The 16,227-nt window shown below is 59.5% G+C and carries 16 protein-coding genes and 1 pseudogene; 12 read left to right on the top strand and 5 right to left on the bottom strand.

The annotated features are described in order from the left end of the window. Positions 1–56 precede the first annotated feature (56 nt). The gene (locus IEX91_RS15330; RefSeq protein WP_188880066.1) at positions 57–1,334 is read left to right on the top strand and encodes a phage NrS-1 polymerase family protein; all 1,278 of its coding nucleotides are present in this window, start codon (positions 57–59) and stop codon (positions 1,332–1,334) included. A gap of 191 nt (positions 1,335–1,525) precedes the next feature. On the opposite strand, the gene IEX91_RS15325 is transcribed toward IEX91_RS15330, so the two are convergent. Together IEX91_RS15325 and IEX91_RS15320 are read right to left on the bottom strand one after the other, a co-directional pair. Continuing rightward, on the bottom strand, positions 1,526–1,759 hold the full coding sequence (locus IEX91_RS15325) for a hypothetical protein (RefSeq protein WP_188880065.1): 234 nt from the start codon (positions 1,757–1,759) through the stop codon (positions 1,526–1,528). Positions 1,760–1,845: 86 nt separating this feature from the next. Next, positions 1,846–3,564: an MBL fold metallo-hydrolase gene (locus IEX91_RS15320; protein ID WP_188880064.1), complete on the bottom strand. Its 1,719-nt coding sequence runs from the start codon at positions 3,562–3,564 to the stop codon at positions 1,846–1,848. Positions 3,565–3,761: 197 nt separating this feature from the next. On the opposite strand from IEX91_RS15320, the gene IEX91_RS15315 reads away from it, so the two are divergent. The 4 genes and pseudogenes from IEX91_RS15315 (at position 3,762) to IEX91_RS15300 (ending at position 5,544) form a co-directional block, all read left to right on the top strand. Then, the gene (locus IEX91_RS15315) at positions 3,762–4,052 is read left to right on the top strand and encodes a hypothetical protein (RefSeq protein ID WP_188880062.1); all 291 of its coding nucleotides are present in this window, start codon (positions 3,762–3,764) and stop codon (positions 4,050–4,052) included. Beyond that, positions 4,052–4,390: a DUF7558 family protein gene (locus IEX91_RS15310; RefSeq protein WP_188880060.1), complete on the top strand. Its 339-nt coding sequence runs from the start codon at positions 4,052–4,054 to the stop codon at positions 4,388–4,390. Before IEX91_RS15315 ends, IEX91_RS15310 begins: the two co-directional genes overlap by 1 nt. A gap of 56 nt (positions 4,391–4,446) precedes the next feature. Next, positions 4,447–5,046, top strand: a complete 600-nt coding sequence (locus IEX91_RS15305; protein ID WP_188880058.1) for a DUF7437 domain-containing protein — start codon at positions 4,447–4,449, stop codon at positions 5,044–5,046. Then, positions 5,043–5,544 (top strand): annotated as a pseudogene (locus IEX91_RS15300) (hypothetical protein). The gene IEX91_RS15305 and the pseudogene IEX91_RS15300 overlap by 4 nt, the downstream one beginning before the upstream one ends. A gap of 370 nt (positions 5,545–5,914) precedes the next feature. On the opposite strand, the gene IEX91_RS15295 reads toward IEX91_RS15300, so the two are convergent. After that, complete coding sequence (locus tag IEX91_RS15295) at positions 5,915–6,460, bottom strand: hypothetical protein (RefSeq protein WP_188880056.1); 546 nt, start codon at positions 6,458–6,460, stop codon at positions 5,915–5,917. A gap of 62 nt (positions 6,461–6,522) precedes the next feature. Between IEX91_RS15295 and IEX91_RS15290 the strand changes: the two genes are divergently transcribed. Further along, positions 6,523–7,008 (top strand): zinc ribbon domain-containing protein, encoded by a 486-nt coding sequence (locus IEX91_RS15290; protein WP_188880054.1) that lies wholly within the window; start codon positions 6,523–6,525, stop codon positions 7,006–7,008. A gap of 2 nt (positions 7,009–7,010) precedes the next feature. On the opposite strand, the gene IEX91_RS15285 is transcribed toward IEX91_RS15290, so the two are convergent. Further along, a complete protein-coding gene (locus IEX91_RS15285; protein ID WP_188880053.1) occupies positions 7,011–7,607 on the bottom strand; it encodes a hypothetical protein in 597 nt (198 codons plus the stop codon). Between the two features lie 247 nt (positions 7,608–7,854). On the opposite strand from IEX91_RS15285, the gene IEX91_RS15280 reads away from it, so the two are divergent. The 6 genes from IEX91_RS15280 (at position 7,855) to IEX91_RS15255 (ending at position 14,354) form a co-directional block, all read left to right on the top strand. Beyond that, complete coding sequence (locus IEX91_RS15280; RefSeq protein WP_188880052.1) at positions 7,855–8,031, top strand: hypothetical protein; 177 nt, start codon at positions 7,855–7,857, stop codon at positions 8,029–8,031. 198 nt (positions 8,032–8,229) lie between these two features. After that, a complete protein-coding gene (locus IEX91_RS15275) occupies positions 8,230–9,471 on the top strand; it encodes an RNA-guided endonuclease InsQ/TnpB family protein (RefSeq protein ID WP_188880051.1) in 1,242 nt (413 codons plus the stop codon). 148 nt (positions 9,472–9,619) lie between these two features. After that, positions 9,620–10,885: a hypothetical protein gene (locus IEX91_RS15270; RefSeq protein WP_188880050.1), complete on the top strand. Its 1,266-nt coding sequence runs from the start codon at positions 9,620–9,622 to the stop codon at positions 10,883–10,885. 461 nt (positions 10,886–11,346) lie between these two features. Continuing rightward, positions 11,347–12,246 (top strand): replication factor A, encoded by a 900-nt coding sequence (locus IEX91_RS15265; RefSeq protein ID WP_188880049.1) that lies wholly within the window; start codon positions 11,347–11,349, stop codon positions 12,244–12,246. Positions 12,247–12,477: 231 nt separating this feature from the next. After that, complete coding sequence (locus IEX91_RS15260; RefSeq protein WP_188880048.1) at positions 12,478–13,401, top strand: transcription initiation factor IIB; 924 nt, start codon at positions 12,478–12,480, stop codon at positions 13,399–13,401. Between the two features lie 440 nt (positions 13,402–13,841). After that, positions 13,842–14,354, top strand: coding sequence for a winged helix-turn-helix domain-containing protein (locus IEX91_RS15255; protein ID WP_173231008.1), 513 nt, complete (start codon positions 13,842–13,844; stop codon positions 14,352–14,354). A 96-nt stretch (positions 14,355–14,450) separates the two neighbouring features. Here IEX91_RS15255 and IEX91_RS15250 read toward each other — a convergent pair whose 3' ends face one another. Next, a complete protein-coding gene (locus tag IEX91_RS15250; protein ID WP_188880046.1) occupies positions 14,451–16,163 on the bottom strand; it encodes an L-lactate permease in 1,713 nt (570 codons plus the stop codon). Positions 16,164–16,227: the final 64 nt, after the last annotated feature.

The raw sequence follows: 16,227 nt of genomic DNA, 5'->3' as shown, positions 1-16,227 counted from the left end.
CGTGAATTCTGTGCTGGCTCACAGCCAGTGAGAGCCATGCGAGGTGCTATGTGAGGATGAGTGAGCCTATCATCGACGAGCCGGAGGCGATTCCGGAGGCGTTGCGCGAACGCGAGCAGTGGGTGTGCTGGCGCGAAGAGGAGCGAGACGGCAAGCCAACGAAGATTCCGGTGACGCCAGGCAGTGGCGAGTTCGCGTCGTCGACGGAATCCGATACCTGGTGTGAGTTCGAGACGGCACTCGAGTACACCGAGACAGAGCACGCGGACGGGGTCGGGTTCGTATTCACCGACGACGACCCTATCGTCGGTGTCGACCTGGACGACTGTCGCGATCCAGAGACTGGGGACGTCGACGATGCCGCGCGGGACATCATCGACCGGTTGGACTCCTACACGGAGGTGTCGCCGTCCGGCACCGGCTACCACGTCCTCATCAAGGGGGAACTCCCGGAGGGTCGGAACCGCCGTGGGAGCGTCGAACTGTACGATACGGCACGTTTTTTCACCGTCACTGGCGACCACGTAGAGCGGACACCGAATCGTGTAGCACGCCGGCAGGACGCGCTCACAGCGATTCACCGTGAGTACGTCCAGGATACCGAGCGTGCCACAGCTTCCGAGTCCGAGCAGCGTGATGGCACTGACGACCAGTCAACGGCGACCGATACGGTCGACGCCGACGTCAATGTCGACCTCGAGGATGAGGAACTCCTCGAGAAAGCACGGAATGCGTCGAACGGCGAGAAGTTCGAGCGGCTCTGGAACGGAGACACGGGCGGCTACGACAGCCACTCCGAGGCAGATATGGCGCTGTGTTGTCTGCTGGCGTTCTGGACCGGCGGCGACCGGACGCAGATGGACCACCTGTTCCGTGAGTCCGGGTTGCTTCGCGAGAAGTGGGATGAGGTCCACTACGCGGATGGATCAACGTATGGAGAGAAGACCATCGAGCGAGCAATCACGAGTACCTCGGAGTTCTACGAGCCAGACGCCGGCGACGACACCGCGGACGCCCACGACCCCGCTACCGACTCTTCCTCAGACTGTGATACCGATGACTCGGAGCGGAATCGCGCGTACTTGGTTGAGAAGAACCGGCTGCTGACCGAACGCGTCGACGAACTCGAGGCGACACTGGCAGAGAAGAACGAGCGAATCGACACCCTTGAAGCAGAAGTCGAGCGACTCACCGAGGAACTCGCAAGTCGCGACCGAGAGTCAGGGGATCCCCAAGACGCGCATTCTGACGATGCTGGTGAGGGCGATAACGAGTCCGAGACCGTGTCCGTTTGGGGCCGGGCAAAAGGATTGTTCGGGAGTAGCTCCGAGTAACAGCGAAACTGCGACGAAGCGTGCGTCTCGGCTGGCACGAAACGACAGTCAGCTGCAATGCGGTTCGCCCCGGATGCGGGATCGACGCGCTGGACCACGAGTCGGGGATTGCACTCGAGGTCATCACTGTCGTCGTCGCGACAATCTGGCTAGAACGGCTGGCAGCAAGGAGCAGTTATTGTCCTCCCTCGTCAGGGTCGTGACGGAATCCGCAGGTGGTCGTCGACTTCGTACAGATAGCCCTTCAAGAGCAGTTGCTCGATGTGTTCTCGTGCGTCGGGCCGTTCACTCCCTTGCTCCACGAGATGCGCGACTGCGTCCGCTCGCGTGAGGCGTTCGTCACCCCCCAACGTGTCGACGTACTGCTCAAGGTGCTCGAGCGCGGCTTCCTCACTGGAATTAATCGGCGTTCCCGAACCCCGCATTAGTTCAGTATACGACGGCCAGGGGTTAGGAATTCGGGTGTGCGTCGAGAGACAATCACTCTCTCAACTGGCCCTCAAAAAGGCGACTATGAATCCTGGTCAGCGTGGTCGGCAGCGGCGTCCGAAGCCCGTCCGCCCGGGAGAACAACCCGTAGACGTTGCCCGTGTTCGAGATCGTCTGGTGGGTCTTCGAGGCGAAGCAGGAGCGTGCCGTCGCCCGCATCGACGACGCGGGCGTCGACACCGCGGTCGGTGACGGCCGCTTCGATCCGGTCGAGCCGAGCATCCATTCCCGCGAGGACCGTCTCGATGTCCGGGTCGTCGTCTGTCGCCGCCCAGTCCTCGGCCGACCCGTCAGCCCTCGCCGGGCCTGTCGCGTCTACCCCTCCGTCGGCATCCTGCTGTGTGGCAGCTGTCTCCTGGTGCGCCTGCGCTTCGGGCTCCACCGAGAGCCGGTCGCGAAGCGCTGCGAGGTCGAGTCCTTCCGCCTCGAGATCCACGTCCTCGCGTCGCGTTACCGACGGCAGCGGAATCTCCGCGTCCGCGATCGCGTCGCCGAGCGTCCCACCCATCGTGGTCGGCCCGGATTGCACCCGACGTTTCGTCGACGCCGTCACCCATGGGGGCGGCGTCCAGCCCGAGTCGTCCAGGAGCGTGTAGCAGTCCGTGTCGTCGGTCGCCCAGACGTAACTGGCGTACTTGTCCTTGTACTGGTTCGCAGCGGCACCCTGTTGATGCGTGATGACGACGTGGACCGGCGAGAGCGCCTCGACGACGTCGTCGATCGTCTTCGGCGTCGGATGGTTGCTGAGCGAGAACTGGTGGGTCGTACACGCCGCGCTCGTCACCGGATCAGTACCGCTGTTGATGAGCTGAACGAGCGTCGCGCCGGGGTCGTCGGCAATCGTCTCGAAGAGGCGTTTTGCGCTCCCGTCGATCGGCACCTCCGGGCCGGCGATCGTCACGCCATCCTCCTCCAATACCGCTGCTGGGTCAGCGAACTCGGCGGTCGTCTCGACGTTCGGGACGGTGTACTCGAGGCGGTCGTAGAGCTTCGCAACGTGGCCAGCAAGCGTGATGGGGAGTCGTTCGTCCCACTGGTCGGCGAGCTGTCCGAGGAGGTACGCGAGATGCAGCCCAGTCAGGCCGCTGGCAGTCGTGAGGACGGTCGAGCCGGCCCAGACGCGTTCACAGATCGTCCCGACAGCGTCGGTGAGCGTCGCTTCGAAGTCCTCGCTGGTCGCAGCGGTCAGCACGAGGACGTCGACGTCCACGGGGAGGTCGCGGTCGAAGCCGGGATAGCCGGCGGCGCGTCGGGTCGTGAAATCACCGGTGACGAGAATCGTTCGGCGCTCGTCGGCGGCCGTGACCTCGAAGAGGAAGCCCGCGGCACCCGGCGTGTGGCCGGCTGGCACGGGATGGACGCGGAGGTCGGGCACGATCTGCGTCCACCCCCCGATCGGGTCCAGTTGGTCGAGCACGCGGTCCGTGTTCGAGAGGTCGTAGTGGTCCGCCCCGGCGGCGAAGACGTCCTCAAGCATGGTGGCCGTCTCGGTGGCGGCGTACACCGGCGCGCCGTGGGCGAGGGCGTCGCCGAGCGACTGGTAGTGATCGAGGTGGGCATGGGTGAGACAGATCGCGGCGAGATATTCGTCGGCGTCGTCGTCGAGGAGATCGTCGGTTGAGACATTCTGGCCGGCATCGACGAGCACGCAGACCGTCTGGTCGGCGAGCAACCCATCAATCCGCAGAACGACGGATTCGCGCCCGGAGTACGGGTTCGCGTGCTGGAACTGGATCTCCATCGATATCTGTCCTATCAGCGGCCGGCACAATATATCATCGCCTCACCGGTGGAGCAAACCGCGTTGTGAGGTTCCCGTCGAGGTAGTGGACGAGTCTGCGTCCTGCAGTTACCTCCCTTCGCTCCCGATCTCTGCTTCATGTCTATCTGCGCCAGGAGGCGCGAGGCGCGCTCCTGACCGTGCCTCGCGTGATTTCCATGCCTGATCCAGACGCATTCGACGATACGACAGCCGATTACGAACGGCTCGAAACCGAACTTCTCGCCCAGGACCGGGATGCAGCCCGCGGTGCGACGGCGGACGTCGACGAGCCGACGGCGCGACAGCTCGTCAGTGACCTCGTCGACAACGGTGTCGTGACGGCGGTCGCCGAGCAGCGAGTCCTCATTCACGAGCCGAGCGGCGAGGCGTTCGACGCGATCAGCCAGCTGGCTGTCTTCCATCAAGGATGGGTGGCCGCGCAGGACGCCGGCGAGGAGGACGCGTGATGCAACAGACCCTCTCTGGGTGTGCGTTTTGCGACACCCCGCCCGGTACCGAGACTGGCGATGCCCACACCTGGGGGGAGGACGAACGGGTCACCCACCCGATCTGCGTCGACTGCGCGATTCAGACGGAACCGGATCTCGACGAGCGCGATCACGTCGCCTGTGACGGCTGTGGACTGGTCGTCGACACGCTCGCAGCGCTGACTCGCTTCCGCGTAGAGCTCGGGCATCTCGAGGGACCGCTACACCTCTGTGTCCGCTGTAGTTCAGGTGGGCCCGCAACGTACTGGACGCGGGAGCTCGACGACCATCTCGTCGCCATGCCCGAGTCGGGGTGAACTGACCCCCAACACTCTTTATTGATTCGCTGTAAACTGTAATCACTGCCGAAGCCATGTCCCGAACCTCGAACCGGGCCGACGGCGAGGTCATCCGCGACTTCCTCTCGGTCGCGGACCTCCTCGAAGAACCAGCCCTCGCCCAGCTGTATTCGTATCTCGCTCGTGAGGGCGACTCGACCGTCCAGGAACTGATGGACGCCCTCGACCTCGCGCAGGGCACAGCCTACACCTACGTCAACCGGCTCGTCGACGCCGGCGTCATTGAGGCTACCAGCGAGGAACAGCCCCGGCGGTACGTTGCGCGGGAGATCGACCTGACCGTGACAACGGCCGATGGCACTCGCGAGTACACGATCACGCCGGCGCTCATCGACGCCGTCGGCCGGCGGGCGACCGACGACGACATCGATACGTACATCGACCGGCACGGAATCGCCGGGCTGGCGACGGCGCTCACCTACGCGGTCGACCGCGAACAGGGCGAGATCACCCACCGGCTGATGGCCCAGGATCTCGATATCTCGCCGCTCGCAGCCGAAATCATTCTGCAGGCACTCCGGCCCGTCGTCCTCGAGCACTTCGACATCGAGACGTCGGGCGCGTCGGTTGCGGATATCGAAGATGCCGACGAGGACGACGTCGACGACGCGTGACCGCCATCCATATCGCGGATACCAGCCTGTTCGTCGCGACTGGGCCAGCCGTCGAACCGGCGGTATCAGGCCGTCCGCACGTTCGCCCGCCGGAACGACATCACATTCGTCTTCCCCGAGCGGGTCTACGACGAGTTGACCACTGAGGTGGACGGCGTCGACACCCCGCCGATCGACACGGCGATCGAGGAGGGATGGGCGCGTGTGGCAGCGCCGCTGGACTACTCGCTGGGACTGGTGTCGCGGACGATGGATGGCGTCCAGCGATACATCGCGAACGCGGATGACCGGCCGGCCGACGAGATCGGGCGTGCCGATCCAGCGCTGGCAGGCGTCGCTGCCCATGCGTTTGTCGAGGGGGCTGCAGACCAAGCGTACATCTACACGACGGATACGCTCGCTGGAGAGGGTGCCGAGACCGTCCTCGCAAGTGAGGGGTACGGCGACTCGGTGACGTTCGTGAATGGCTTCCGGTTCGTCCAGGACCTGCTCGAGTAGTCCGCTTCCGGGCCAGCCCGTCGACCGGTTGCTGGTAGTCCGTCAACGACAGTCGTGCTCGTCTCGAAAGCCCTCGGCCGCTCGCCATCCCGCGACCCACGCTGCGCTCCTCGTGCCTGCGGTGCTTGCAGGGTCGGGGGACGACCGAGACGGCCTCGCCCTTTCTGAATCCGCCAAGATAGCGGCTGGGTCACCAAGCGTGGGACTCAGTTGATCAGGTGCTTCGGTACGGCCCGCCCCGCTCGCCGCATTCCGCCCTCCGCGTCGCTCGCGACCGACCATTCCGGGCGTGCGGGCGCTCTCCGCACCGCCCGCGCCCGTTCCGGGCTAAAATGAATCTGGTCTCGACGCTGTCCGAGTTGACGTTCTATTACTTTCCGTAGTGCCAGAAGACAAAGACAAATCCCATAAATATAAACAGTATTGCGGACCATTCTGGTAGAGTCCCGCTTAACCAGTTTTGAGTGATGAATTCGCTTCCTCTGAGTGATTGATGTGCTAGAATCTGGAGTACGAAACCGAACGCAAGTAGACTAAATCCAGATAGTGTGAATACTACACGTCGAGTTTCAATTCTCCTGATTGCATTCCGGTCCACATTCTCTGAAATACCAGCTATCATGTATCTCCCTCTCAATGATGGATAGATTATAAACATAGTTCCCCAGATGTTGATTGTCAGACCATATATCAAAGCGTGGAAATAGAGTGCCACATCAACTAAAACAAGGAAGATAAGGAGAAGAAGAGTGCCAATAATGACACCTTGAATTACCTTATAGTACGTCTGTGCAAGTAATTCATGACTCTCTTCGACTGTCTCTAATTCATTTTCATACTTCGCTTTCCACTTCGGGCTATCCAAATTCTTAACCACCTCTCGCATTCTTTCTATGTACTCATCGTCATCACTCATCCTTATTCTATGGACAACTCGGAGACCCACGTTTATGAGAGTAGATGGTAAACAGCTGAGATATGCCCTACTGCTCGAATTGTGGAACCGAACATGAGCTAAATGACTCATTCTGTGCGGAGTGTGGTGCCGATCTCACCGGACCAGATGAAGCGGAATCTGAGCCTGAACCGGGGGGAGAATTAGAAACAGAGGAATCGACGGCTAAGGAAACTGGGCCATGTGAGAAATGTGACTCAAAAATATCGGTAGAGGCAGATAAGTGCCCGCAGTGTGGCTATGAACCAGCAGCACACGGAATCCTTGGTTCGATTGGAATTGGACTTGCAGCAGGCGCTTCTATACTCTTGGGAGGGCTTATCCTCATCATTTGGATAGTCGTGATTGGGAGTTCCCTCTCAATCACAGACGGACTCATCGCAACAGGCTTCTTTGGTTTCATTTTGCTACTCCCCCTCGGAATTCTCTATGCGACCATACAGAAAGAGATGAAGACGCCTACCGGGGCAAAGAAGGACTGGAGAGAGGAGATCCTTGGGGGCGAGTAGCTTTAGAAGTCAACGTGAGCGACGATAGAGAATCGGAACTTCTCATGAGGAACCCAATGTTCCATTCGCTCTGGAGTACCCCCTTCATCTTCATACTTCTCAGCTTTCCTGATTAAGATCCTCGCTAATTTTTCCATTGTTACTCCACCCTTCTCTTCAATCTCTTCCATTGCCTCACGAGTAATCGGGTGAGTACGATCATCATCTGGACCAGAAATCTTGTAGAGCTTATCAGGGTCGTTTTGTTCGAGATAGGTATTCACCCTGTCCATCGTTTCAATTGAAGCTCTCTCGGTCCAGACAATGGTTTCAAGAAGGTCATAGTCAAGATCAAGATCGTCTTCTAAATTAGAGATGATTGAGTGCTGGCTGTATCCTTCTGTACTTTCTAGCTCTTCCTTCAGTTTCTGAGCAATGGTATGTGCTTGTTCCTCAGTTACGTGGTAGTGTTCGTGGATAATCTCTGTGCGTTTATCGACGTTCACCCTATCTTCAACGGCCCAAGCTGGAACATCGAATGCGCCGGTCACTTCAGTAGTATCCTTTTCCCCCTCGCTATTACCTCCGATAGCGTCTGTAACTTTATCGAACAATCCCATACGCGGTGCATTGACCAGACGGGCATTAAGTTGAGGGGCTGCCGAGTTACGGTCTCAAAATCACCGCTTCAATCCAAGTGTGACAATAGTTCTACGGCATCGGGTTCTGACTGGGTAGTACGGTAATGTTTTTGAGCACCTGCAAAAAGTGCAGGCGCATTCGGTCGTGCCTGCACAGCACAGGTGATTCGAGATGCGACACTACCACCAGCGACAGGTGTACCGTCAGCAGGAGGCGCGATGACCGGTGGCGGTCGAACTGAACGAGATTGAAGAGACCGAAGTCGAACTGGAGGACTGGCTAGTCGAACAAGCCGAGAACGGTGTTCCGGAAATCGTCCTGATCGGGCTCCTTCGTGACTACGCTGACGACATCGAACACCTCGGCTACGTGCCGCGGATGTGGGGCCACAGCGACCGATGATGTGACCCCAACTCGACTTGCTGGTGTTGGTTTTTCGCGCCCGGAACGGGCGGAGGCGCGACGTGATCGTGCCTTCACCAGAAAGGAATTGAAAATGAAACGACGTTGCCAGCCCAAATCCGACAGTAGTTTTCCGAGAATCGTGCAGTCAACCGGAATCGGCGAAGGCGTGCCCTGGATGCAATATCGTTCAGAACCATGAAACGAACGAATACGTTCGATATCGCTCCCGACTCTGAAACAACAGAAGAGATCCTTACGCGAGTGCTGGACGCGTCAGCAAGCCTGTGGAACAAACTCACCTACGACCGCCGCCAGCAGTTCTTCGACGGCGAAAGTGTCTGGGAGTGCGACGGCTACTACGACGAGTACGTCGACGTGCTAAGCGGAGCGACGACCCAACAGATCGCTCGCGTGAACGATACTGCGTGGCGATCCTTCTTCGAACTTCTCGACAATCCTGAGTACGATCCGAGTCCCCCCGGCTACTGGGGGAATCAAGACGATGGCCGAGAGCTCCGCACCTACATTCGAAACGATTCGTACACCATTCAGTGGAATAGGCGATCCCGACTGGAAATCCGCATCGGCATGGATCTCAAAGACGAGTACGGATTCGGAATGTACGAACGGCTTCGGTTACCGGTTCGGGGCAATCCGAAGTGGCATGGGGACAGTGGTCGGCTCGAAATCTCGTACGACTCGGTCGAAGAGACGTACCGCGTGCACCAATCCGTAACCATCGACGATATCGAAGAGAGCAGATCAGATGGCTCCGAGGCCGCTGCACTCGATCTCGGTGCAAACGTGCTCGTTGCCTGTACGACAACAACCGGTAGGCAGTATATCTACAGTGGCCACCAGCCGTTCGAGCAGTTTCGAGAGACGACTAACGTTATCGCCAGCGCTCAAGCGAAACTCCCCGACAGACAACACTCCAGTCAGCGAATCAAGCGTCTCTATCGCAAGCGCTCTCGACGGCGCGATCATGCGGTGAACGCACTCCTCCGTGACGTAGTTGAACGGTTAGACGAAGCTGGTGTTACAACGCTCTACCACGGCGATCTCACCGGAGTGCTCGGTGAGTACTGGTCGGTGGAGGCGAATCTCAAAGCACAGTCGTTCTGGGCCCACCGACGGTGTATTGATCGACTCGAATCAGTCTGTGAAGAGTACAGCATCGACGTGAAAGCACTTTCAGAGGCTTGGACGTCCCAGACGTGTCCAGACTGCGGTGAGCGAGAACGAACGCGTCGTCATCGAGAGACGCTTACTTGCCCGTGTGGTTTCGACGGCCATGCGGATCTCGTTGCGTCGAGAACATTGCTCGAAAGGGCGACGGACAAACCAGTCAGGCCGACGGCACGGCCCGTGCGGTTCCAGTGGGACGATCACCAGTGGTATCCTGTCGAGGGGGCCACAGTGACGCCCAACGAATAGCGCGCAGACCCGCGAGGTGCCGCCGTAGCGTCCTCGACGCTAGCGAGCGGACGCTCCTATCTGTGGAGTGGATGTCGACCCGCTGGTCGCTTGCTTTTCGTACGTGTGGTCCCTTAGAACTAATAGACGTACAGATGTCCCTTCGGTAATGGACGCATCAACCCCCTATTTTCAAGAAACGGTGGATCTAGATATTCATGACAAAGATGTCCGCGCAGAGGTCTCACTCTCAGAAGCAGGGAATATAGATGTGGAGGTTATCGATAGTCCTCGATTCGGTGTCTCCTCAGAGCTCTCAGAAAATATCGGTGCCATTGGAGGAACAACCTTGGATGGCGACAGAGTTGAATTCTCTAATGTCATAGTTTCTCTTGGCTTACAATCAAGTAGGAATGAAGGCAGTCACCGATACATTAGTTCTCTGTCACCGCCCTCCGAAATAGTGATTGACGGTTCTGTTGGATATGTGTCCTACGAGGGTGAGGAAGTTAGTGTGCAGTTCGATGTTCTGGGTTTCAAGCCATTCATCCCACACAATGCGGTAGACGAGATCGAACTTATAAATCGGGATACGTGGCGTCTGACAGCATCATCAGTAAATGAGATAGATGAGCGAATTGATTTCATCAAGTCTCACAAAACTCTTCTCCGAACAGCAGAGGTTGTAGTTACATTAGATATTCCTGGATGTCTCTCACATCAAGTAGATCAAGCTCGCGAAAAGCTGAGTGATGTACTATCCTTGTCAGGATTTGTACAGGGGATAGGGCCAAATTTCGTCCGAGGAGAAGTAATCAGCATCGATGGAGAGTCCCCCGATACTGTTGATAACGGAATTCGATTTACAAAACTGTGGTCTACACAAGGAGATATTGGTGGTGCATTCACGTCAGAAAGGTTAGTCTGGGGAGATGAATTTCCACAATATCTAGACATAGCATATGCTAATTATGATTCTCATGTCCAAGACGAACTTCAACTTCGACATGTCTTAGGATACTACTGGGATGCATTAAATTCGACGCGGCCCGTTGAAGGGCGCTATTTGAGTGTATGTAGTGCGATTGAATTGCTTGCAAAACGGTATTCAGATCTATTTAAGCAACAATCTAGAACACAGGACAGAATCGAATATCTGGTTGAGGAGCTAGAGGTCGAAACAGACGACCTTGTCGACTTCGCAGGAACGTCTGATCGAGCCGTATCGTCAACGTATTTTTACAATTATTCTCGCCAATATGTAGTTCACGGAGATAATAACCCGACTTGGAGTGAACTTCGAGATGATTTTGAGGCTGCGTTAACACTCCTTCAACGAATCATCAGAAACCAACTAGTTGGACCAGTAGAAGGAGGATCTGGTTTTAATGAACTGATTGATATTAGTCCGAAAGGTGTTGTCGAATTCGAATAGACTATAATTGTTCAAGTTGCGCTATGTACGGATTCTATAGGTACAGCATTCATTTCCGGGGTTGTCTTGTTGATATGAGTCGTTACGGCTCGCACCGCTCGCCGCGTTCCGCCCTCCGCGTCGCTCGCGACCGACCATTCCGGGCTGCCTGCCTGCAGTAGCGGGCGGGCTGCCGGGCTAAAGTGCATGTGCCCTCGACGCCAGCGGGAAAGCGCGAGGGGTTGCGCGGCGTGGCTGCTCACCCCCCACGCTTTCTCCGCTGGACGCTTGCTCCGGGCGGGTCGGCGCGCGGTGCTGGTTAGGTGACCTTCCTTTGGCGCTCTCGCTCGCGCCCAGGGGCGCTCGCGAAGGCGCGAGCGAGAGCGCGCAGACGAGTCTGTCGGGCGTTGTCGTCGAAGAACCGCGATGTTGTAGCATCGCGGTGTCGGGCGCGTGAGCGCCTTCAGGTCTGGTTGAGACCAATGTCAAGTAAGAACGTCACCACGGATGTAGTTTCGGTCGATGAACAGGCATTCGAGAAAGCGGGCGAACAGGCAGTCGATGAAGACGGCTTCCCGGTCGTCGACGAGACGCCGGAGTTCGAGGCCGCGGTCGAGCAGGAGACGCAGGCCAAGGTCGATGCGAATCACCCGGATGGGATCGCGGACACGAGCGAGGATCGGATTCACGGCGTCACCCTCGAACAGGAGGAGCGCATTCAGGCGCGGGAAGCCGAACTGGAGCGCATCAGTGCCCAGGCCGAGCTAGGAACGCAGGACGGTCGGGAGCAGCGCACGCGGGCGGTCGCCGCGCACGGGAGCACGAAGCGCCGGCGGGAGTTCCAGAAGCGGGCCGCGAGCGTGGACCCGATGGCCGACCCCGAACGGGATGATCCCCGAGCGGAGCTCTCCCAGGATGAACTGGCGACGGTGAACACGGAGGCAGACCGACTCGCGACGCGGGTGGATGGCTGGTCGCGTGCGGCGGTCAGTCGACGCCTGGCCGAAGCGGTCGTCGACGGCACAGACATGACGAGTGCGGTCGTGCGGGTGTTCGAGGAGTTACAGACGGCCCCGGGGGGTACCGTGCCCATCGACGCTCTGGAGGACGTCGATCGCGGCACGGTCACGATCGAAGGTCGTGTGGAGACGCTCTGGGACAGTGATTCGCCGGCCATCCAGCAAGTCGGGCTGATCGCGGACGAGAGCGGACAAACGAAGGTGACGATCTGGAAAGCATCGGACGCGCCGTGGATCGAGGAAGGCGAGACGGTGCGCATCCACGAAGCGGCCACGAACTGGTACGAGGGCCGGATCTCGGTGGCTGTGACGGGGTGGAGCATCATCCACTTCCCGGAGCGCGGCCGGTGGTGGGACGCATAGCCAGTCGGAGCAGCCTTCTTTTTTTGCTGTGTGCCGGACCGACCCTGACCCCGCCGCCCCACCCTCCGCTCCGTGCTCGCTCCTACCGTCGCTGCGCGCGCAGCCACGACCTCGAGATCGGGTCTGAGATTTATCCCTCAAACCGCGGCAAGGGGTGTGCGACCAGGTTTGTTTCCCCCACGAGGGGTGCGGGGCGCGCCGAACTGGCGTGACCTCGATCAGGTGAGACCGATGACGACGAGTGAACCCTACGAGCGTGCGTTCGACGAAGATGTCCAGCGTGGTTCAACTGAGCCGTGTCCCGAGTGTGGGGGTCCGGTACGAACGAATTCAGCCGAAACGGTGTGTGCAGATTGCGGACTCGTCATCGACGAACAGTCGATCGACCACGGACCGGAGTGGTACGGCGACGACGACGATACGGCAAAGCGAACAGGGGCACCACTCACTCCAGCACGGCACGACCGCGGACTATCGACGGTGATCGGTACCGGACGAGGCGCGACAGATACTGATACCTCGAGCCAGAAGCGTCGGCGCCTTGCTCGGATGCGTCGCGAGCAGTCCCGGGGACGCTGGCGATCAAAGCAGGAGCGCAACCACGGGCACGGCCTCACGGAGATCCGGCGGATCGCGAGTGCACTCGGGCTCGCGGATTCAGTACGTGACCAGGCGTGCCAGCTGTTCCGGACGGCACAGAACGAACGACTCCTCAAAGGTCGGTCTATCGAGGCGATGGCCGCCGCGAGCGTCTTCGGCGCCTGTCGGTGCAACGGACAATCGTGGCTCCTCGCCGACGTGGCGCCGATGGCACAGGTTCCACAGGATCGTGTCGAGAACGCCTACACCGTGCTCAACGAGGAGCTGGGCCTCCCAACGCCGCCAGTACGTCCGACACAGTTCGTCCCACGGCTCGCCTCCGAGCTCGGCTGTACCGACGTCGTTCGACGTCGGGCGGAGACGCTTGCTGCGCAGGCCGTCGACGCCGGCGTCACGACTGGCGTACATCCAGCGGGATTCGCTGCCGCCTGCCTGTACATGGCGGCGTGTGCCCACGATGCGCCGTTGACGCAAGCTGCCGCTGCGGCGGCGGCAGGGGTGACGGTTGAGACAGTCCGGAATCATCGTGACACGTTGCTTTCTGTCGTGGAGTAGGGCGGTATTGGCCTTCGAACTTCAGAATCACTGTCGTGGTTTTAACCAACAGCACAAACGGGAAATCACGGATTTGTTGGTTAACACCTCCCCAAAGCACACTCCTTCAGGAATGGGAGGACGTCAAAGAATTCTCAGAGTCTCCTTCCCCACCAATAGTTGCGCTTCTACCGGGTATTCACGGTGTTCAAAACGATATTTGCCAGCAGGGTAATTTGTTGGGAGAACAGCGGCCCTCATTTTGCTGGACCCCGGACCGGCCCAAGCCCCACCGCCCCACCCTCCGCTCCGTGCTCGCTCCGTGAGACTCGCCTCGCTCGTCTCACGTGCCCTCGTCGCTGTGCTCACGAGGACTTCGCTGCGCGCGCAGCCACAACCGTTGGGGAGAAAGGATAATTTCCTCAGAAAACTATTTGCGCACGTAATACGTAGCATCCAGTATGACCGAGACGTGGGACGACGTCAACGAACAGGTCAAGGCGGACTGGAAAGACGACACGACACCGTTCGAGCGGGTGTACGAAATCGTCGAACAGACCCACGACGGGCAGTCGGCGGCCGAGATCGCCGACCGCGCCCTCGTGAGCGAGCCGACGGCACGTCGCCACTGCAAGACGCTGGTGAACACAGGGTTCGCCGAGACGGAACCGGACGGCCAAACGACGCTGTACAAGCGAAACAGCGACCGGGTGTTGATGTCCCGGATCCGTGAGCTGCGTGAAGAAGTCGATCGGCCGGAGTTGCTCGACAGCATCCAGGACATGAAGGCCGAAATCCGGCGCTACGAGGACCGCTACGACGTGGTGTCACCGGAGGAACTTGCCCAGCAACTCGACGCCGACGAGACGGAGGGCTGGGACGATCTCACGGCATGGCGCACGACGCGGCAGAATCTCGCCGTCGCGCAAGCCGCACTCGCCTACGATGAGGCCAGCCACCAGCTCGTCGTATGAACGACGACGACCGCGCCGGCGAGTACGGGCCGATCTATTCGTATATCTCGCTTCTATACCGGAAGCAGCGGAGCCCCGGTACGTTGTCGACCGGGGTCAGAACAGGCCGGGGACCAGAACGTACGTCAGTAGCATCCCGAACAGGCCGGCGAATACGGCGAACAGCGCCATTGGGATGATCGCTTTCCGCAGGAGGTCGCCTTCACGCCCAGTGATTCCAACGACACCACAGATAGCGGCCACATTCAACACCGAGACCATGTTTCCGAGGCCGCCGCCGACGTTCTGCAGGCTGACGGCGATCACCCGGGAGACGCCGACCGTCTCGGCGGCGTTGTACTGGAGTACGCTGAAGAGGATGTTCGAGGACGTGTTGCTCCCCGTCATAAACGAGCCGATAGCGCCGATCCACGGCGAGATGAGCGGGAGTAGACCGCCGGCGCCCATCGCAAGCGCGCGGCTGAGGGCCTCCATCATGCCGAGGAGATCGGCGGTGTTCGTCTGCGACTGAATCATTATCTGCGTCATCGAGACGGCGATAATGAGCGTGAGGGCGGCCGGAGCGATCTGCTGGATCGACCGTCGCCACGCTGCCCCCATCTGTGTGGTGTCCATCTTGTGAAGGAAGCCAGTGAGAATCGCGATGGGGATGAACGGCATCGTTCCGGGAAGATAGAGGTACTGAAGGGTGTATCCAAGTTCAGTACCGAGGATCGAATCGAGACCGACGGAGAAACTCTGGATCCAGTCAAGGACAGCGACGCCGGCGACGGTGAGGTCCGGCCACCGCGTGACGAGCAGTGCGAGCGCAACGAGCAGATACGGTGTCCACGCCAACAGCACGGACATCTCCTGTTTGGGTTGATCACGGGACACCTCGTCAAGATCGAGGCCGCCGAGCCACGTGTCGCTCCATGTCGATTCCTCGGGGAAATCCCACTGGTCATCAGGGATGAGGATATCGTTGTTTGCGAGCAGGAGACCGATGCCGAGCACCACGAACCCCGTGGCGATATCGGGGAGTGCAGGCCCGACGAACCACGCGATTACCAGCTGTGTGCCACCAGTGACGACGCCGAGTACGAGCGCGAACGGCGCGATGGGGAGAGTACTACGCATGGCGGCTCCAATGCTGCGTTCACCGTCACCGCTCCCGAACCAGTACGTCAGGAAGAACACGCCGAGCAGTCCCCAGAACACGTACGTCAGTCCCGTGATGACGCCAGTCCACGCAGAGACCATCGAGAGGAACTCGGATACACTCACCGACCCGGACAGCGCTGGGTTGATGACGGCACCGGTGCCGCCGATGACAGGCGTGCCGGCGGCACCGAACGGCGGGTTCGGGGCGTTGAAGTAGAGCCCGAACACCGCAGCGGCCAATGGGGGGAATCCGAGGCCGATGAACAGTGGTGCGGCGAGTGCTCCCGGTGTCCCGAACCCGGCTGCACCTTCGATGATGGTCATGAATCCGAGACCGATGAGCAGCACCTGGATGCGCCGGTCTCCTTCGATCTGCCCGAAGTACCACCTGATCGTAGCAATAGCGCCACTGCCCTCCAAGTAGTTCATCAGGAGGATCGCACCGAAGACGATGAGGATGATGTCGACGGCCTGCAGCGCGCCGTAGACGGCCGACGCTACCAACCAGGTGGGCTCCATGCTCCAGTACGTGAGTCCGATTCCGGCCGCGAGCAGCCACCCGACACCCATTGCGCGAGCGGCGGACCACCGGAACCCAGCGAGCAGTACGAACGCGACGCCGATCGGGACGACGCCGACGAGAGCTAGTGTGAGAACATCAGGCATGGTTGGATCTCTCCACTATTGGTCCATCGAACAACCAGCCATATATGATTTACTTTCTATATGA

The organism is Halarchaeum nitratireducens, from assembly GCF_014647155.1.
Taxonomy (GTDB): Archaea; Halobacteriota; Halobacteria; order Halobacteriales; family Halobacteriaceae; genus Halarchaeum; species Halarchaeum nitratireducens.
The sequence above is the reverse complement of the archived record's forward strand: the minus strand, read 5'-3'. Positions and strand labels throughout refer to the sequence as shown.